This is a genomic window from Citrobacter sp. Cf088 (assembly GCF_030334295.1).
Taxonomy (GTDB): domain Bacteria; phylum Pseudomonadota; class Gammaproteobacteria; order Enterobacterales; family Enterobacteriaceae; genus Citrobacter; species Citrobacter freundii.
In genome coordinates, this window is the sequence record NZ_JAOWEE010000033.1 from 42,069 (window position 1) to 60,187 (window position 18,119).

Here is an 18,119-nt window from a genome sequence, read left to right on the forward strand (position 1 = left end):
TAACGAGTATTGAAGGATTACAAGGAACCTCCATGTCCAGCTTGATTAATAACGCGATGAGTGGACTCAGCGCAGCGCAGGCCGCGTTGAATACTGCCAGTAATAACATCTCCAGCTATAACGTTGCCGGATATACCCGACAAACAACAATTATGGCGCAAGCGAACAGCACGCTGGGTGCGGGGGGCTGGGTAGGCAATGGCGTCTATGTTTCTGGTGTACAACGTGAATATGACTCCTTTATCACTAACCAGTTGCGAGCAGCGCAGAACCAGAGCAGCGGTCTGACGACGCGTTATGAGCAAATGTCAAAGATAGACAATTTGCTCTCCAGCAAAACCAGTTCTATTTCGACCTCAATGCAGGGTTTTTTTACCAGCCTGCAGACGCTGGTCAGTAACGCCGAAGATCCGGCGGCACGCCAGGCGCTGATCGGTAAAGCTGATGGATTGGTAAATCAGTTTAAAACGACCGACCAGTATCTGCGCGATCAAGATAAGCAGGTTAATACCGCGATTAAAGCCAGCGTCGATCAGATCAACAACTATTCGAAACAAATTGCCAGCCTCAACGACCAGATTTCTCGTATGACAGGCGTCGGCGCAGGTGCATCTCCTAACGACCTGCTTGACCAACGCGATCAGCTGGTCAGTGAACTGAATCAGATTGTCGGTGTTGAAGTCAGCGTTCAGGATGGTGGCACCTACAACCTGACAATGGCCAACGGCTATTCGCTGGTGCAGGGCAGCAATGCACGTCAACTGGCGGCAGTGCCTTCCAGCGATGATCCTAATCGTACAACGGTGGCCTACGTTGATGGCGTTGCCGGAGCTGTTGAAATTCCTGAGAAACTGTTGAATACCGGTTCACTGGGCGGACTGCTCACCTTCCGTTCTCAGGAGCTGGATCAGACGCGTAATACCCTAGGCCAACTGGCGCTTGCATTTGCCAGTGCATTTAACGCCCAGCATAAAGAAGGTTTTGATGCCAACGGCGATAAGGGTGAGAATTTCTTCGATATCGGCAGCCCGTCTGTACTGAGTAATGCTAAAAATACTGGCAAAGCGGAATTAACTGCAGAAGTTGGTGACAGTTCGAAAGTACAGGCTACCGACTATAAGGTTGTGTTCAGTGGCGGTAAGTGGCAGGTGACGCGTCTGGCAGATAACACAACGTTTGAAGCTACACCAGGTGCGGACGGAAAACTGGATATTGATGGTCTGAAAGTGACAGTGACTATTAATCCCCCCAACCCCGGGCCTCAAGAGAATGACAGTTTTATTCTGAAACCGGTAGAGAACGTCATCGTTGACATGAAAGTCAAGGTGACCGACGAATCGAAAATCGCCATGGCGTCAGAGAAAAACACTGATCCTGCTGCGGATACAGGTGCAAGTGATAACCGTAACGGTCAGAAACTGCTGGATCTGCAAACCAAAGCGACTGTCGGCAATAAGACCTTCAACGATGCATATGCCACGCTGGTAAGCGATGTCGGGAACAAAACCGCTACGCTGAAAACCAGCGCCACCACCCAGAACAACGTGGTGACACAGCTTTACCGGCAGCAACAGTCTATTTCCGGCGTTAACCTCGACGAAGAGTACGGTAATTTACAGCGTTTTCAGCAGTATTACCTGGCTAATGCTCAAGTGTTGCAGACCGCGAATGCGTTGTTTGATGCACTGATTAATATCCGCTAAGGGAGAGGGACACAATGCGTATCAGCACCCAGATGATGTACCAGCAGAATATGCGTGGCATCACTAACTCTCAGGCTGAATGGATGAAGTTCGGCGAGCAAATGTCAACGGGTAAACGCGTGATCAACCCATCAGACGATCCGATTGCCGCCTCGCAGGCCGTGGTACTTTCTCAGGCTCAGGCGCAGAACAGCCAATATACGCTGGCACGCTCGTTCGCGACGCAAAAGGTGTCGCTGGAAGAGAACGTTCTGAGCCAGGTGACGACGGCGATCCAGACCGCGCAGGAAAAAATCGTTAGCGCGGGCAACGGTACGTTAAGTGATGATGACCGTGCATCGTTAGCCACCGACCTGCAGGGGATCCGCGATCAGCTGATGAACCTGGCGAACAGCACCGACGGTAATGGGCGCTATATTTTCGGTGGATATAAAACAGAATCCGCACCGTTTGCGCAGGCTGATGGTTCCTACAGTGGCGGTGCCACAAATGTGACCCAGCAGGTTGATGCTTCCCGTACCATGGTCATTGGCCATACGGGCGATAAAATCTTCGCCAGCCTGACCAGCAACGCCGTACCGGAACCACCGGGTAGCACTCAGGAAAAGAACCTGTTCAAAATGCTGGATAGCGCGATTGATGCGCTTAACACACCGATTGCGGGCAATGATGCGGCAAAAGATATCGCCGCAGCAGCTATCGATAAAACCAATCGTGGTCTGAAAAACTCACTGAATAACGTGCTTTCCGTTCGTGCAGAATTAGGTACGCAACTGAGTGAATTAAGCTCGCTGGATTCACTGGGCGCCGATCGTGCATTAGGGCAAACCCAACAGATGAGTAACCTGGTGGATGTCGACTGGAACGCCGCGATTTCGTCCTACGTGATGCAGCAGGCCGCACTACAGGCATCTTACAAAGCGTTTACCGATATGCAGGGCATGTCGCTGTTCCAGCTTAACCGGTAACGACTGATTTTGAACATATCATGAAACTGGATATGTTTGTCTGCCCGCTCCCTTAACACCCGGAGCGGGCATTTTTTTAGGCAACCGACGCCTTACTAAGCGACGGGTTCCCCGTCAGTCTTATGACCAACGCGATCGCACTGCTGAAGGTTGCCAGCGTCACCACACCTTCCCAGTTGGCAAGCGCATAGACCTGACTCCCGAGAACGGAACCCAGCGCCATACCGATAAACACCATGGTAAACAGCAGAGCGTTCAATCGTCCTCGTGCCTGAGGCTCCAGGCTATAGACCAGGTTTTGGTGGGCAACCAGGCTGGATTGCAATCCGAGATCAAAACCTACCGCCGAAAGGGCGATAAGCAGCCACTGCCCCTGAACGGGCAGGGCGGGTAACAAAAACATCAGTGCGAAAGATACCGTTACCAGCAAAGCACCCAATTGCGTCACTTTTGCTGCACCCACTTTATCGGCAAGATGGCCCGCCATGGGTGCAGCAAGGGCTCCGGCTGCTCCCGCGATACCAAAAGCACCCGCTATAGCGCTACCCAGGTGGTAATGCTCAGATAACATCACTGCCAGCGTAGACCAGAAGGCGCTAAAAGCAATGGACAGAAAGCCTTGTGCCAGTGCTGCGCGGCGCAAGGTGGAATATCGTTGCCAAAGTTGCACCATCGAGAGCATTAATGATGGATAGCTCAACGTGGAATGGACCGTAAAACGAGGCAGTGCTTTCCACAAAATCGCGGTAATTACGGCAATACTGACGGCAGCAAGTTGGTACATCTCACGCCAGCCAAACGCCTCACCGACCAGTCCACTGACGGTACGTGAGAGCAAAATTCCCAGCAGAAGGCCCGTCATTACGGTGCCCACCGTTTTTCCCTGTTTGCCTTCGGGCGCCAGTATTGCCGCCGCAGGCACAATATCTTGTGCCATGGTTGCCGCCATGCCCATCAACAGGCTCACTATTAACAGTGAATGCAACTGCCCGGTAAAGCTGCATGCCAGAAGCAGCACAGCAAGAGAGATACTTTTCAGCAGGATTAATGTCCTGCGGTCATAACGATCGCCCAATGGCAATAAAAACAAAATACCCAGCGCGTATCCCGCCTGGGTCAGCGTCGGGACCAACCCCATGCCGGTAATACTTAAGTTCAGATCCTGACCCATTAAAGGCAGAAGGGGCTGGGCATAGTAGATAGCAGCGACACTGAATCCGGCACCTACTGCCAGAACGAAAGTGACCCAACGGGAAAGTGCGGTATATGTGTTCACAAATGATTCCTCAATCACTGGATGTGCGGCTATTTTTATCCTTCAGCGAGTGGCGTGGTAGCGAGTGCAGTGGTAAAACAGTTATACGTCAGACGTATGATGAAACAGAAAATGATAAAAAATGAGCGTATAGACAGGGTGGAGCTGATGCGTACGTTTGTACGTATTGTCGAAGCAGGATCGCTTTCGGCAGCGGCAAAACAGATGGGGACAACGCAAGCGACCGTAAGCCGACGGTTGCAATCCCTGGAAACTCTGCTGGGTGTGAAACTGATCATGCGTACCACGCATGCGATGAAATTGACCGACGACGGCGAAAGAGGTTACCAGCATGCCAAGAAGATTATTGATGCCTGGCTGGCGCTGGAAGATGGACTTAATGTCACGGAAGATGAACCGGTGGGGACGTTGCGAGTCCGTGCACCGCATGCGTTCGGGCAACAACAACTGCTTGAGCCGCTTTTGCAGTTTCTTTCGCGCTATCCCCAGGTGGCAGTAGAGTGGATGCTCAACGATAAAACCGTTGATTTTCTGAGCGATAATATTGATTGCGCTATCAGGGTTGGTGCCGAGGTGGATCCGGCCACGGTTTCCGTTTTACTGGCTGAAGTTCCCCGTAGTATGGTGGCGAGCCCTGGGCTGCTGGAGCAATACGGCGAGCTTTCTCATCCTGAGCAGTTATCAGCACTGCCCTGGATTGCCGTGAATACGTTTTATCAACATAGCGTTTCGTTGTTGCACCAATTGCGTAATGAGCCAGTCACGTTGAATATTTCACCCAGATTAAGTACCGACAGTATTTATGTCGCAAGGAATGCCGCGCTGGCGGGGTTGGGAGTGACTATTGTTTCAAGTTGGATGGTGGCGGAGGATATTGCCAACGGACGTCTGGTTGCGTTGCTACCTGAGTGGCATGCGGCGCCGTTGCCTGTACATTTGGTTTATCCGTGGGCGCGTTACTATCCGACTCGCTTACGCAAGTTTCTGGCCTTAATGAAGGAGGTTATGCCGCAGCTGACGGGGATGAAAGGTGTAGATCAGATATAAAAAAGCCGACCCGAAGGCCGGCTTTGATATTGATTATGGCTTACTCGACAGGCTGAGGACGTGTTGCTGGCGCAGTCGCTTGATGCGTTGCGCTGTGTCCACCTGCGGCACCTTTGCCTTCAAAGGCGAATGCCGGACGCTGCCAGTCGCTATGACGCGGCGCTTCTGGCACATATTCCGGTGCCGGGGCGCGGGTCATCGGTGCGGTCGCATGGCTGTGAAGGTGTTCAGCGTCAACACTGGCTGCGACAACTTCAGGCTTAACGACAGTCGCTTCTACAATTGGCGCTGCAACAACTTCCTGCGGTGCAGCAACTTCTTCAACAACTGGCGCTGTTTCCACAACTTCGGCAATCTCTTCAACCACTTCTGGCTGGGAAATAACAACCTCTGCAGGCTCTTCGACAACCGGCGCAGTCACAACGTCAGCCACAGGTTCGGCTTCAGCGGCGATTTCTTCTGCAACGGGCGCATCAGATGCAGCGATAATTTGTGGTTGTTCCTCGACCGGGGTCGCAATGACTTCCGGATGCGTGGTTTCAACCTGTGTGGTTTCAACAACGGGGGCCTGAGGCTCAGCTACGACAATCTCTGGCTGCACGGCTTCAACTGGCGCAGGGGCATCCACAATGTGTTCCACGGCAGCTGCAGCAACCTGAGGCTCTACAGCGACAGGTGCGGCTTGCTGCTGGACCATTTCTTGTTCGCGCTGTTCTTCAACCTGCTGATCCTGAGGACGTGCGACAGGGTAGCGGATCCAAACTTTACCGGACGCTAATTCAGGAGATGCACAGGCGACCGTTAACGGCATCGGTGACTGAACCGGATAACGCTCGTCACGGTAACGACGACGACGCTGTCCACTGACGCGCAGATGGCGAGGGGAGCGACGGGAGCGACGCGGCATACCATTGGAGTCACGCGCGTCGCTGTTGTCTTCCTGCTCAGTCGCAACGACGGCTGGCAGATCAACTTTCGCCAGTTCGGTGCGTTGTGCTGGTGCAGGCTGTTCTGTTGGCTGAGCGGCAGCGGTTTCAGCGACTACTGCGGCAGTTGCCACTTCGGTTTCAACCGCCGGGCTGTCAGTGAAACGAACTTTCTGAGTCAATTGACGCTGTTTACGGCGAGTCTGAGGCTGACGTACGCGCTCTTCCTGCTCGGCATCCTGCACAGGTTGTTCAGCCTGGGTCAGCTCTTTAACTTCCTGCTGAGCCTGACGCTTGTCATCGTTACGACGGCGGTTGCGTTCGCGACGCGGAGCCTGCTGCTCATCGCCAGATTTCGCTTTGTCTGCAACGTCAGTAGTTTGCTGGCGGTTATCGCGAGCTTCCGCATTTTGCTGCTGTGACTGACGACGGTTACGGCGGTTATCTTCACGGTTTTCGCCGTTTTCTGAACGTTCGTTACGGTTGTCACGGTCGCCGCGATTATCACGGTTATCACGACGATCGTTACGGTCGCGACGATTGTTCTGACGCGGTTTACGACGATCCTGCTGGCGTTCGGTTTTCTCTTCAGCTTTCGGTGCAGGCTGTTCAACCGGTTTCACTTCTTCGCTACCACCGAAGATGGACTTCAGTGCGCCAAAGAAACGGCTAATCAAACCGGGCTGTGCGGCAACGGCTGCGGTCGCTGCCGCAGCTTTAGGCGCGGCGGCTTTCGCGGCAGGTTCCTGCAGAGCAGGGGCTGGCGGAACGTCTGGCATGGCGAAGGTGGCCAGCGCCGGTTGCTCAGGCTGTTTACGCTCGACGTACTCTTCTTCCGTCGGCAATGCCATTGCCTCTTCATGTAGTTTCGGCAGTAGATAGCTCAGGGTCGGCGTTTCTTCCCCTTTACGTACGCGCAGCACAGAATAGTGCGGGGTTTCCATCTGATCGTTTGGCACGATCACACAGCGCACGCCATTCTGACGCGTCTCGATTGCATTTACCGCGGTACGCTTTTCGTTGAGCAGATAGGAAGCGATAGGCACAGGAACAATAGCGTGTACTTCCTGCGTATTTTCTTTCAGTGCTTCTTCTTCGATCAGACGCAGAATAGACAGCGACAGTGATTCGTTATCACGTACAGTACCGGTACCGGAGCAGCGCGGGCACACGTGATGGCTGGATTCACCCAGTGACGGGCTCAGACGCTGACGGGACATTTCCAGCAGACCGAAGCGAGAAATATGGCTGATCTGAATACGCGCTCTGTCCTGGCGTACGGCCTCGCGCAGACGGTTTTCAACCGCGCGCTGGTGACGAACCGGCGTCATATCAATGAAGTCGATTACAATCAGACCGCCGAGGTCGCGCAGACGCAGCTGACGCGCAATTTCATCGGCTGCTTCAAGGTTGGTGTTGAACGCTGTTTCTTCGATGTCGCCGCCGCGGGTTGCGCGTGCGGAGTTGATATCGATAGCGGTCAGTGCTTCAGTGCTGTCGATAACGATTGAGCCGCCGGACGGCAGACGCACTTCGCGCTGGAACGCGGACTCAATCTGAGACTCGATCTGATAGTGGCTGAACAGCGGGATTTCGCCGGTGTACAGTTTGATTTTGCTGCTGAAATCCGGACGACCCAGCGCCGCGATGTGCTGACGCGCCATCTCCATGACTTTTGGGTTGTCGATGAGGATTTCGCCGATGTCCTGGCGCAGATAGTCGCGGAAGGCACGCACGATAACGTTGCTTTCCTGATGGATCAGGAACGGAGCAGGGCGGCTGTCAGCGGCTTTTTGAATCGCTTCCCAGTGCTTCAGGCGGAAGCTCAGGTCCCACTGCAGCGCTTCGGCGGATTTGCCTACCCCTGCGGTACGCACGATAAGCCCCATGCCATCAGGCAGTTCCAGGCTTGCCAGCGCTTCTTTTAATTCGGTACGGTCGTCGCCTTCAATGCGACGGGAGATGCCGCCCGCGCGCGGGTTGTTCGGCATCAGAACCAGATAACTACCCGCCAGGCTGATAAAGGTAGTCAGCGCAGCGCCTTTGTTGCCGCGTTCTTCTTTATCGATCTGAACGATGACTTCCTGACCTTCACGCAACACGTCTTTAATGTTGGGGCGACCATGGGAGTTGTAGTTAGCGGGAAAGTATTCGCGGGCAATTTCTTTTAACGGGAGGAAACCGTGACGTTCAGCGCCGTAATCAACAAAAGCAGCTTCCAGACTCGGTTCAATACGGGTAATTTTGCCTTTATAGATGTTGGCTTTTTTCTGTTCGTGTCCAGGACTTTCGATATCCAGATCGTACAGACGTTGCCCATCTACAAGGGCGACACGCAACTCTTCCTGCTGAGTCGCGTTAATTAACATTCTTTTCATCGTAACTTACTCATTATTCTTACATTGACGACTAAGCTGCGGGCAGAGTAATGCCTTTCCGGGTGTGAACCGATGGCCTCGTGTCTATTCGCGTCGCCAACCTCACGGTTATCGTCAGCTCAAAGAGGCGCAGAGTGTCGGTTGCCTGTATTTCATACGGAAACACAGCGCAATTATCAGGGGAACAGTCTGGGTGTTACTCTCCAGAGAAGCTTCCATTGTGCTTGTCGTCTTTCACGCTGTCGGTGCGTTGGCTTTATCTTCTCACCCTGGTCACTTACAGGAGTAAGAACCTGGGGGTATCCAGACTTGCCGCCTTCCTACAATGTGAAATCCATAGAGCACTTACCGGTAAGGACTGCAACCCGCAGCCCGCTAACTGCCTGAAAGATCAATACGTCTTACGCCATTGCTGCGTTGATGATCGGTCGGGCAAAATTGGGTCATTCCGGAAAAGTTCTTGTTTTAACAAGATTCAACACGGAAACAACCGCATTATTCCACTGCTAACCTTGTTATAGCAAGATGACTTTTGCCATTTATCACCCGGTTACTCACAGTTTTTTCACTTCCGCGTAGTGATTGCTTTAATAACCACCAAATCGGCTATGTCAAACTTAAGTAATAAGGTATAGCAGTTAATATAAGCATAGAAAAATGTGTGGCGCGAATCTTGATGGCTATTTAAAATCGGCCCCCATGAAAACAGAGACTCCAGCCGTAAAAACAGTTGCCATTACTGCCGACGAAGCAGGGCAACGCATCGACAACTTTTTGCGCACCCAGCTTAAGGGCGTGCCGAAAAGTATGATTTATCGCATTTTGCGTAAAGGCGAAGTGCGGGTGAATAAAAAACGCATTAAACCCGAGTACAAACTCGAAGATGGGGATATTGTGCGTATTCCACCTGTGCGTGTCGCTGAACGTGAAGAAGAGGCCATTTCGCCAAACCTGCAGAAGGTTGCGGCGCTGACCGATGTCATTTTATATGAAGATGACCACATTCTGGTGCTTAACAAACCTTCAGGTACGGCCGTGCATGGCGGAAGCGGGTTAAGCTTTGGCGTCATTGAAGGATTACGTGCGTTGCGTCCGGAAGCGCGTTTCCTTGAGCTGGTGCATCGCCTCGACCGGGATACCTCTGGTGTGCTGCTGGTTGCCAAAAAACGCTCAGCCTTGCGTTCATTGCATGAACAACTGCGTGAAAAAGGCATGCAGAAAGATTACCTCGCGCTGGTTCGAGGCCAATGGCAGTCGCATGTCAAAACCGTGCAGGCGCCGCTGTTAAAGAACATTCTGCAAAGCGGTGAGCGTATCGTGCGGGTGAATCAGGAAGGCAAACCGTCAGAAACACGTTTTAAAGTGGAAGAGCGCTATGCGTTTGCCACGCTTGTGCGCTGTAGCCCGGTGACCGGACGTACGCACCAGATCCGTGTGCATACCCAGTATGCCGGTCATCCAATTGCTTTTGACGATCGCTACGGTGACCGTGAATTCGATAAGCAACTGGCGGATACGGGGTTGAACCGACTTTTCCTGCATGCCGCAGCGTTGAAGTTTACTCATCCGGGTACGGGAGAATTGATGCGTATTGAAGCGCCAATGGATAAGCAGTTGAAGCGCTGCCTCGAGGTATTACGCAGCAAAGCCTGATGCGCGTTGCTTATCAGGCCTACAATCGTGTGATGGACCGTAGGCCTGATAAGACGCATCGCGTCGACATCAGGCAGATTAATCAGGCGTTCAACGGGTTCATTTCCTCCCGCCGCAGCATTTGACACAACGCGATCAGCGGCAAACCTACCAAGGTATTTGGGTCACGGCCCTCCAGGCGTTCAAAGAGTGCAATACCTAACCCTTCACTTTTGAAACTACCTGCACAATGGAGCGGACGCTCTTTGCGCAGATAATCATCAATTTCCGCCTCGCTTAAATGACGGAAATGGACGTCAAAAGGTTCTACTTCAGTTTGTAAATGTCCGGTCGCAGAATTATACAGCGCCAGTCCGGTGTAAAACGTCACAATATTACCACGGGCTTTGAGTAACTGTTGGCGCGCATTTTCTTCTGTTAATGGTTTGCCGGTTATTTCACCATCAAGAACACAAATTTGATCGGAGCCAATAATCAGATGCGAGGGATAACGGTGGGCGAGTGATTGTGCTTTTTGCTGAGCCAGTCGCAACACCAGATGACGCGGCGCCTCGCCTGGTAATGGTGTTTCATCAACCTCTGGTGCTGCGCATTCGAACGGAATTGCCAGTTTTTCGAGTAAAGCGCGACGCCAGGGAGAGGTGGAAGCAAGAATAAGTTGAGGCATATTTTTTCCCTCGCATATAGCGTATTGATGAGAGCCATTTTAAACTATGGACTTCGACCTACAAGCTGGCTGTAGTGGCTTGTCTTGAGCGATTTTAAGTCGATGACCCGCAATGTGTGCGAATTATTGGCAAAAGGCAACCACAGGCTGCCTTTTTCTTTGACTATATGACGTTACAAAGTTAATATGCGCGCCCTATGCAAAAGGTAAAATTACCCCTGACTCTTGATCCGGTTCGTACGGCTCAGAAACGCCTCGATTATGAAGGTATCTATACTTCTGATCTGGTTGAGCGCGTCGCCGATTCTGTAGTCAGTGTGGACAGTGATGTGGAATGCTCCATGTCGTTCGCTATCGATAACCAGCGTCTCGCCGTTATAACCGGTGATGCGAAGGTATCGGTTACGCTCGAATGTCAGCGTTGCGGGAAACCGTTCCCACTTCATGTTCACACAACATATTGTTTTAGTCCTGTCCGTTCTGACGAGCAGGCTGAAGCACTCCCGGAAGCGTATGAGCCGATTGAGGTTAACGAATTCGGTGAAATCGATCTGCTTGCAATGGTTGAAGATGAGATTATCCTCTCCTTGCCGGTAGTTCCGGTGCATGATTCTGAACACTGTGAAGTGTCCGAGGCGGACATGGTCTTTGGCGAATTGCCTGATGAAGCGCAAAAACCAAACCCATTTGCCGTATTAGCCAGCTTAAAGCGTAAGTAATTGAGGAGTAAGGTCCATGGCCGTACAACAGAATAAACCAACCCGTTCCAAACGTGGCATGCGTCGTTCTCATGACGCTCTGACCGCAGTCACCAGCCTGTCTGTAGACAAAACTTCTGGTGAACAACACCTGCGTCACCACATCACTGCCGACGGTTTCTACCGTGGCCGTAAGGTAATCGCTAAGTAATCACGCATGACTCAATGGCTTTCCCACCCCTGGTGAGAAAGACAAAGAGTGAACGCGTGATGAAGCTTAGTGAGGCTTTCCCCGGGTAACTGGGGAAACACCTAACCGGGCAGCGACGATACCTTGACACGTCTAACCCTGGCGTTAGATGTCATGGGGGGAGATTTTGGCCCTACCGTGACAGTGCCTGCAGCATTGCAGGCACTGAATTCTAATTCGCAACTCACACTTCTTTTAGTCGGGGATCCCGATACAATCACGCCATTACTTGCCAAAGCTGACTTCGAACAACGTTCGCGTCTGCAGATTATCCCTGCTCAGTCAGTTATTGCCAGTGATGCCCGGCCCTCGCAAGCTATTCGCGCCAGTCGTGGAAGCTCAATGCGTGTTGCCCTGGAGCTCGTGAAAGAAGGTCAGGCACAAGCTTGTGTCAGCGCCGGTAATACGGGCGCACTTATGGGACTTGCGAAGTTATTGCTCAAACCCCTTGAGGGGATTGAGCGTCCGGCGTTGGTGACGGTGTTACCGCATCAGCAAAAGGGCAAAACGGTGGTGCTGGATTTGGGCGCCAACGTAGATTGTGATAGCACGATGTTGGTGCAATTTGCCGTCATGGGTTCCGTGCTGGCAGAAGAGGTTGTTGGCATTGCCAATCCTCGCGTAGCGTTACTCAACATCGGCGAAGAAGAAACGAAAGGTCTCGACAGTATTCGAGATGCTTCAGCTGTGCTAAAAACAATCCCTTCCATTAATTATATCGGCTATCTTGAAGCCAATGAGTTACTGACTGGCAAAACCGATGTGTTGGTCTGTGACGGCTTTACAGGTAATGTCACATTAAAGACGATGGAAGGTGTTGTCAGAATGTTCCTTTCACTGCTGAAATCTCAGGGTGAGGGCAAAAAACGGTCGTGGTGGCTTCTGTTATTAAAACGTTGGTTACAAAAAAGCCTGACAAGGCGATTTAGTCACCTCAACCCCGACCAGTATAATGGCGCCTGTCTGTTAGGATTGCGCGGCACGGTGATTAAGAGTCATGGTGCGGCCAATCAGCGAGCATTTGAAGTCGCGATTGAACAGGCAGTGCAGGCGGTGCAGCGACAAGTTCCTCAGCGAATTGCCGCTCGCCTGGAATCTGTATACCCAGCTGGATTCGAACTGCTGGACGGTGGCGAAAGCGCAACCTCACGAGCACACAGATAACGGTGCGTTTGTGAATGTGGCCAACGTATCAGCGATTTGCTCGTGGCGGTATATAACCAAAAAGTGACTGAGCGTACATGTATACGAAGATTATTGGTACTGGCAGCTATCTGCCTGAACAAGTGCGTACTAACGCCGATTTGGAAAAAATGGTTGAGACATCTGATGAGTGGATCGTCACTCGTACAGGTATCCGTGAACGCCATATTGCAGCGCCAAATGAAACAGTTGCGACGATGGGCTTTGCCGCCGCAAACCGTGCGATTGAAATGGCGGGCATCGACAAAGAGCAAATTGGTCTGATTGTGGTTGCTACCACATCATCCACTCACGCATTTCCAAGCGCGGCGTGCCAGATCCAAAGTATGCTAGGGATCAAAGGCTGTCCGGCGTTTGACGTTGCAGCCGCTTGCGCTGGTTTCACTTACGCCCTGAGCGTTGCCGACCAGTATGTTAAATCTGGCGCAGTTAAGCATGCTCTGGTCGTTGGCTCTGATGTTCTGGCGCGCACCTGTGATCCAACCGATCGCGGAACGATCATCATTTTCGGTGATGGGGCGGGCGCGGTTGTACTGAGCGCATCAGAAGAGCCAGGCATTCTCTCCACGCATCTGCACGCTGACGGTCGCTATGGCGAACTGTTGACGCTGCCTAACGCCGATCGCGTGAACCCAGAAAACCCGATTCATCTGACGATGGCGGGTAACGAAGTATTTAAAGTCGCGGTGACCGAGCTTGCGCACATCGTTGATGAAACGCTGGAAGCCAATAATCTCGACCGTTCTGCGCTGGACTGGCTGGTACCGCATCAGGCTAACCTGCGCATTATCAGCGCGACAGCTAAAAAGCTGGGTATGTCGATGGATAATGTTGTCGTGACGCTCGACAGACATGGTAATACCTCTGCTGCCTCCGTACCGTGCGCGCTGGACGAAGCCGTCCGCGACGGGCGTATTAAAGCTGGGCAGTTGATATTGCTTGAAGCCTTCGGGGGTGGATTCACCTGGGGCTCCGCGCTGGTTCGTTTCTAGTATAAGGATTTAAACATGACGCAATTTGCATTTGTGTTTCCGGGGCAGGGTTCCCAGACCGTTGGGATGTTGTCTGAAATGGCAGCAAGCTACCCAATTGTTGAAGAAACATTTGCTGAAGCATCAGCTGCGCTGGGCTATGATCTGTGGGCGTTGACTCAGCAGGGTCCGGCCGAAGAACTGAATAAAACCTGGCAGACGCAGCCAGCGCTGTTGACCGCATCTGTCGCGCTTTATCGCGTATGGCAGCAGCAGGGTGGTAAAACACCTGCGCTGATGGCGGGTCACAGCCTGGGCGAATATTCTGCGCTGGTCTGCGCAGGCGTGATCGCATTTGCTGATGCCGTACGTCTGGTAGAACTGCGCGGTAAGTTCATGCAGGAAGCTGTACCAGAAGGCACAGGCGGTATGTCTGCGATTATCGGTCTTGATGATGCGTCTATCGCTAAAGCATGTGAAGAGTCAGCAGAAGGTCAGGTTGTTTCTCCGGTTAACTTCAACTCGCCAGGCCAGGTGGTTATCGCGGGTCATAAAGAAGCGGTTGAACGTGCGGGCGCTGCCTGTAAAGCTGCGGGTGCGAAACGTGCTCTGCCACTGCCAGTTAGCGTGCCGTCTCACTGTGCGCTGATGAAGCCTGCTGCTGAGAAACTGGCCGTTGAGCTGCAGAAAATCACCTTTAACGCACCGACAGTTCCGGTCGTGAACAACGTCGATGTGAAGTGTGAAACCACGGCAGACGCAATTCGTGATGCGCTGGTTCGTCAGCTGTATAGCCCGGTTCAGTGGACTAAAACCGTTGAATTTATGGCATCCCAGGGCGTAGAGCACCTGTATGAAGTTGGTCCGGGTAAAGTTCTGACCGGTTTGACGAAACGTATTGTTGACACCCTGACTGCTTCGGCACTGAATGAGCCGGCGGCACTGTCTGCGGCGCTAGAGCAATAAAAGAGGAAGACCATGAGTTTTGAAGGAAAAATCGCGCTGGTTACCGGTGCAAGCCGTGGCATTGGCCGCGCAATTGCTGAGACACTCGTTGCCCGTGGCGCGAAAGTTATCGGTACTGCTACCAGCGAAAGCGGCGCGCAGGCCATTAGCGATTATTTAGGTGCAAATGGTAAAGGTCTGATGTTGAATGTGACCGATCCTGCATCTATCGAATCTGTTCTGGAAAATATTCGCGCAGAATTTGGTGAAGTCGATATCCTGGTCAATAATGCCGGGATTACTCGTGATAACCTGTTAATGCGCATGAAAGATGACGAGTGGAACGATATCATCGAAACCAACCTGTCATCTGTTTTCCGTCTGTCAAAAGCGGTAATGCGAGCTATGATGAAAAAGCGTCATGGGCGTATTATCACTATCGGTTCTGTGGTTGGTACCATGGGAAATGCGGGTCAGGCTAACTACGCTGCGGCGAAAGCGGGTCTGATCGGCTTCAGTAAATCACTGGCGCGCGAAGTTGCGTCTCGTGGCATTACTGTAAACGTTGTTGCTCCGGGCTTTATTGAAACGGACATGACGCGTGCGCTGTCTGATGATCAGCGTGCGGGTATTCTGGCGCAGGTTCCTGCGGGTCGCCTTGGCGGCGCTCAGGAAATCGCCAGTGCGGTTGCATTTTTAGCTTCTGACGAAGCAAGTTACATCACAGGTGAGACTTTGCACGTCAACGGCGGGATGTACATGGTTTAACCACGATTGAAAAATATTTGCGTTATTAGGGTGAATGGCCTCAAAATAGCGCAAAATCGTGGTAAGACCTGCCGGGATTTAGTTGCAAATTTTTCAACATTTTATACACTACGAAAACCATCGCGAAAGCGAGTTTTGATAGGAAATTTAAGAGTATGAGCACTATCGAAGAACGCGTTAAGAAAATTATCGGCGAACAGCTGGGCGTTAAGCAGGAAGAAGTAACCAACAATGCTTCCTTCGTTGAAGACCTGGGCGCAGATTCTCTTGACACCGTTGAGCTGGTAATGGCTCTGGAAGAAGAGTTTGATACTGAGATTCCGGACGAAGAAGCTGAGAAAATCACTACCGTTCAGGCTGCCATTGATTACATCAACGGCCACCAGGCGTAAGTGAACATCTCCAGGCGGTCATTCGACCGCCTGAGTTTTATCTTTTTATCCCACTTGAATTATTTTCCCTCCCTGGAGGACAACCGTGTCTAAGCGTCGTGTAGTTGTGACCGGACTGGGCATGTTGTCTCCTGTCGGCAATACCGTAGAGTCTACCTGGAAAGCTCTCCTTGCCGGTCAGAGTGGCATCAGCCTGATCGACCATTTCGATACTAGCGCCTATGCAACGAAATTTGCTGGCTTAGTAAAGGATTTTAACTGTGAAGACATTATCTCGCGCAAAGAACAGCGCAAGATGGATGCTTTCATTCAATATGGAATTGTCGCTGGCGTTCAGGCCATGCAGGATTCTGGCCTCGAAATAACGGAAGAGAACGCCCACCGTATTGGCGCCGCTATCGGCTCTGGTATTGGCGGTCTCGGTCTTATCGAAGAAAACCATACCTCTCTGGTCAATGGTGGACCGCGTAAGATCAGCCCGTTCTTCGTTCCGTCGACGATTGTTAACATGGTGGCAGGTCACCTGACCATCATGTACGGCCTGCAAGGGCCAAGCATCTCCATCGCGACCGCCTGTACTTCAGGCGTGCATAACATCGGTCATGCCGCACGTATCATTGCATACGGGGATGCGGACGCGATGGTTGCGGGTGGTGCAGAAAAAGCCAGTACGCCGCTGGGCGTGGGTGGTTTTGGCGCGGCACGTGCGCTGTCTACACGTAATGATAACCCGCAAGCGGCAAGCCGTCCGTGGGACAAAGAACGTGATGGCTTTGTGCTGGGCGACGGCGCAGGCATGGTTGTACTGGAAGAGTACGAACATGCGAAAGCGCGCGGTGCAAAAATCTATGCTGAAGTCGTTGGCTTCGGTATGAGCAGTGATGCTTACCACATGACGTCACCACCGGAAAACGGTGCAGGCGCTGCGCTGGCAATGGTCAACGCGCTGCGTGATGCGGCTATCGAAGCGGGTCAGATTGGCTATGTCAACGCGCATGGTACGTCTACGCCTGCAGGCGATAAAGCTGAAACCCAGGCAGTGAAATCTGTCTTTGGTGATGCGGCAAGCCGTGTAATGGTAAGCTCCACCAAATCTATGACCGGACACCTGTTGGGTGCGGCGGGCGCGGTAGAGTCTATTTTCTCTATCCTGGCGCTGCGCGATCAGGCTATTCCGCCAACCATCAACCTGGATAACCCGGATGAAGGTTGTGATCTGGACTTCGTACCTCACGAAGCGCGTCAGGTTAGTGGTCTGGAGTATGCGCTGTGTAACTCCTTTGGCTTCGGTGGTACCAACGGCTCTTTGATCTTTAAAAAGATTTAAGCCCGTTAGGTGATGCGCTAGCATCGATAGCAAATTGAAAAGGTCCGCTTGTCGGGCCTTTTTTTATTCGGTTTTCCGCCCTTGTCCTGTGTTACTCATCCTGCCAAACTAGCGGACCAGAAATAAGGAGCCACCATGTTCTTAATTAATGGCTGCGAGCAGAATATGCTGGCAGCAAGCGATCGAGCGACCCAATTTGGTGATGGCTGTTTTACCACTGCCTGTATTATCGACGGCGAAATCCCTCTCTTTGCAGCGCATCTTGAGCGTTTACAAGACGCTTGCCAAAAACTGCTGATCTCTTTTGAAAATTGGTCCGAGCTGCAAAATGAAATGAAAATGCTGGCGAAAGGGCACGTACGCGGGGTGTTGAAAGTGATTATCAGCCGTGGCAGTGGAGGCCGGGGCTACAGTGGCAAAAATTGTCACAGCGCCACACGCATCCTCTCCGTTTCAGCCAGGCCCGATCATTACGATCGTTGGCGGCAAGATGGCATTATGCTGGCGCTAAGCCCTGTGCGACTGGGGCGTAATCCACTGCTTGCCGGACTTAAGCATCTGAATCGACTGGAGCAGGTGTTGATTCGCTCTCATCTTGAACAGATGGACGCAGATGAAGCACTGGTTCTTGACAGCGAGGGATGGGTTACGGAATGCTGTGCGGCTAATTTGTTCTGGCGTAAAGGTGATGTGGTTTACACGCCTCGCCTGGATCAGGCCGGAGTTAACGGCATTATGCGACAATTCTGTATCCGGATGCTGGCACAATCACCGTTCAGTATTGTCGAAGTGTATGCCGGGTTGGAGGAGGTTATGCAGGCTGATGAAATCGTCGTCTGTAACGCGTTAATGCCCATTATTCCCGTGCGTACCTGTGGCGACACATTGCTGTCTTCACGTTTGTTATTCGATTTTTTAGCCCCACTTTGTGAGCACCCGAATTAGTC

Annotated in this window: 16 protein-coding genes; 13 read left to right on the forward strand and 3 right to left on the reverse strand. The window is 52.2% G+C overall.

Annotation, left to right across the window (positions count from 1 at the left end; translation table 11 throughout):
- The first annotated feature begins 32 nt into the window (after positions 1-32).
- Together flgK and flgL are read left to right on the forward strand one after the other, a co-directional pair.
- Positions 33-1,703 (forward strand): flagellar hook-associated protein FlgK, encoded by a 1,671-nt coding sequence (flgK, locus tag OGV71_RS03510; RefSeq protein ID WP_204583742.1) that lies wholly within the window; start codon positions 33-35, stop codon positions 1,701-1,703.
- Positions 1,704-1,717: 14 nt separating this feature from the next.
- Positions 1,718-2,671 carry a flagellar hook-associated protein FlgL gene (flgL, locus tag OGV71_RS03515; protein ID WP_086503949.1) on the forward strand — a complete coding sequence of 318 codons (954 nt, stop codon included), beginning with the start codon at positions 1,718-1,720 and terminating at the stop codon, positions 2,669-2,671.
- 76 nt (positions 2,672-2,747) lie between these two features.
- Here flgL and OGV71_RS03520 read toward each other — a convergent pair whose 3' ends face one another.
- A complete protein-coding gene (locus OGV71_RS03520) occupies positions 2,748-3,947 on the reverse strand; it encodes an MFS transporter (RefSeq protein ID WP_137348250.1) in 1,200 nt (399 codons plus the stop codon).
- Between the two features lie 21 nt (positions 3,948-3,968).
- On the opposite strand from OGV71_RS03520, the gene OGV71_RS03525 reads away from it, so the two are divergent.
- The gene (locus tag OGV71_RS03525; RefSeq protein WP_243428824.1) at positions 3,969-4,994 is read left to right on the forward strand and encodes a LysR family transcriptional regulator; all 1,026 of its coding nucleotides are present in this window, start codon (positions 3,969-3,971) and stop codon (positions 4,992-4,994) included.
- Positions 4,995-5,034: 40 nt separating this feature from the next.
- Here the strand turns inward: OGV71_RS03525 and rne are convergent, their stop codons facing one another.
- Positions 5,035-8,298 (reverse strand): ribonuclease E, encoded by a 3,264-nt coding sequence (gene rne, locus OGV71_RS03530; RefSeq protein WP_204583736.1) that lies wholly within the window; start codon positions 8,296-8,298, stop codon positions 5,035-5,037.
- Positions 8,299-8,997: 699 nt separating this feature from the next.
- Between rne and rluC the strand changes: the two genes are divergently transcribed.
- Positions 8,998-9,951 (forward strand): 23S rRNA pseudouridine(955/2504/2580) synthase RluC, encoded by a 954-nt coding sequence (rluC, locus tag OGV71_RS03535; protein ID WP_174329982.1) that lies wholly within the window; start codon positions 8,998-9,000, stop codon positions 9,949-9,951.
- An 82-nt stretch (positions 9,952-10,033) separates the two neighbouring features.
- On the opposite strand, the gene OGV71_RS03540 is transcribed toward rluC, so the two are convergent.
- Entirely contained in the window at positions 10,034-10,618 is a 585-nt protein-coding gene (locus tag OGV71_RS03540) for a Maf family protein (protein ID WP_003836743.1), read from the reverse strand.
- Between the two features lie 197 nt (positions 10,619-10,815).
- Between OGV71_RS03540 and yceD the strand changes: the two genes are divergently transcribed.
- The 9 genes from yceD (at position 10,816) to pabC (ending at position 18,117) form a co-directional block, all read left to right on the forward strand.
- Positions 10,816-11,337: a 23S rRNA accumulation protein YceD gene (yceD, locus tag OGV71_RS03545; RefSeq protein WP_003036239.1), complete on the forward strand. Its 522-nt coding sequence runs from the start codon at positions 10,816-10,818 to the stop codon at positions 11,335-11,337.
- 16 nt (positions 11,338-11,353) lie between these two features.
- Complete coding sequence (gene rpmF, locus OGV71_RS03550) at positions 11,354-11,527, forward strand: 50S ribosomal protein L32 (protein ID WP_003036242.1); 174 nt, start codon at positions 11,354-11,356, stop codon at positions 11,525-11,527.
- A gap of 123 nt (positions 11,528-11,650) precedes the next feature.
- Positions 11,651-12,730, forward strand: coding sequence for a phosphate acyltransferase PlsX (plsX, locus tag OGV71_RS03555; protein WP_003846798.1), 1,080 nt, complete (start codon positions 11,651-11,653; stop codon positions 12,728-12,730).
- 77 nt (positions 12,731-12,807) lie between these two features.
- Complete coding sequence (gene fabH / locus OGV71_RS03560; protein ID WP_003832181.1) at positions 12,808-13,761, forward strand: beta-ketoacyl-ACP synthase III; 954 nt, start codon at positions 12,808-12,810, stop codon at positions 13,759-13,761.
- A gap of 15 nt (positions 13,762-13,776) precedes the next feature.
- A complete protein-coding gene (gene fabD / locus OGV71_RS03565) occupies positions 13,777-14,706 on the forward strand; it encodes an ACP S-malonyltransferase (protein ID WP_044700679.1) in 930 nt (309 codons plus the stop codon).
- 12 nt (positions 14,707-14,718) lie between these two features.
- Entirely contained in the window at positions 14,719-15,453 is a 735-nt protein-coding gene (gene fabG, locus OGV71_RS03570; protein WP_003036255.1) for a 3-oxoacyl-ACP reductase FabG, read from the forward strand.
- Between the two features lie 155 nt (positions 15,454-15,608).
- Positions 15,609-15,845, forward strand: a complete 237-nt coding sequence (gene acpP / locus OGV71_RS03575) for an acyl carrier protein (RefSeq protein ID WP_000103754.1) — start codon at positions 15,609-15,611, stop codon at positions 15,843-15,845.
- A gap of 85 nt (positions 15,846-15,930) precedes the next feature.
- A complete protein-coding gene (fabF, locus tag OGV71_RS03580) occupies positions 15,931-17,172 on the forward strand; it encodes a beta-ketoacyl-ACP synthase II (protein ID WP_003036260.1) in 1,242 nt (413 codons plus the stop codon).
- A 135-nt stretch (positions 17,173-17,307) separates the two neighbouring features.
- Positions 17,308-18,117 carry an aminodeoxychorismate lyase gene (gene pabC, locus OGV71_RS03585; protein ID WP_204583734.1) on the forward strand — a complete coding sequence of 270 codons (810 nt, stop codon included), beginning with the start codon at positions 17,308-17,310 and terminating at the stop codon, positions 18,115-18,117.
- The last annotated feature ends 2 nt before the right edge of the window (positions 18,118-18,119 follow it).

Excerpts from the sequence above, each read along its gene's own strand:
- flgK (WP_204583742.1), top strand. The coding sequence starts at position 33 with ATGTCCAGCTTGATTAATAACGCGATGAGTGGACTCAGCGCAGCGCAG.
- flgL (WP_086503949.1), top strand. The coding sequence starts at position 1,718 with ATGCGTATCAGCACCCAGATGATGTACCAGCAGAATATGCGTGGCATC.
- OGV71_RS03525 (WP_243428824.1), top strand. The coding sequence starts at position 3,969 with ATGTGCGGCTATTTTTATCCTTCAGCGAGTGGCGTGGTAGCGAGTGCA.
- rne (WP_204583736.1), bottom strand. The coding sequence starts at position 8,298 with ATGAAAAGAATGTTAATTAACGCGACTCAGCAGGAAGAGTTGCGTGTC.
- rluC (WP_174329982.1), top strand. The coding sequence starts at position 8,998 with ATGAAAACAGAGACTCCAGCCGTAAAAACAGTTGCCATTACTGCCGAC.
- OGV71_RS03540 (WP_003836743.1), bottom strand. The coding sequence starts at position 10,618 with ATGCCTCAACTTATTCTTGCTTCCACCTCTCCCTGGCGTCGCGCTTTA.
- yceD (WP_003036239.1), top strand. The coding sequence starts at position 10,816 with ATGCAAAAGGTAAAATTACCCCTGACTCTTGATCCGGTTCGTACGGCT.
- rpmF (WP_003036242.1), top strand. The coding sequence starts at position 11,354 with ATGGCCGTACAACAGAATAAACCAACCCGTTCCAAACGTGGCATGCGT.
- fabH (WP_003832181.1), top strand. The coding sequence starts at position 12,808 with ATGTATACGAAGATTATTGGTACTGGCAGCTATCTGCCTGAACAAGTG.
- fabD (WP_044700679.1), top strand. The coding sequence starts at position 13,777 with ATGACGCAATTTGCATTTGTGTTTCCGGGGCAGGGTTCCCAGACCGTT.
- fabG (WP_003036255.1), top strand. The coding sequence starts at position 14,719 with ATGAGTTTTGAAGGAAAAATCGCGCTGGTTACCGGTGCAAGCCGTGGC.
- acpP (WP_000103754.1), top strand. The coding sequence starts at position 15,609 with ATGAGCACTATCGAAGAACGCGTTAAGAAAATTATCGGCGAACAGCTG.
- pabC (WP_204583734.1), top strand. The coding sequence starts at position 17,308 with ATGTTCTTAATTAATGGCTGCGAGCAGAATATGCTGGCAGCAAGCGAT.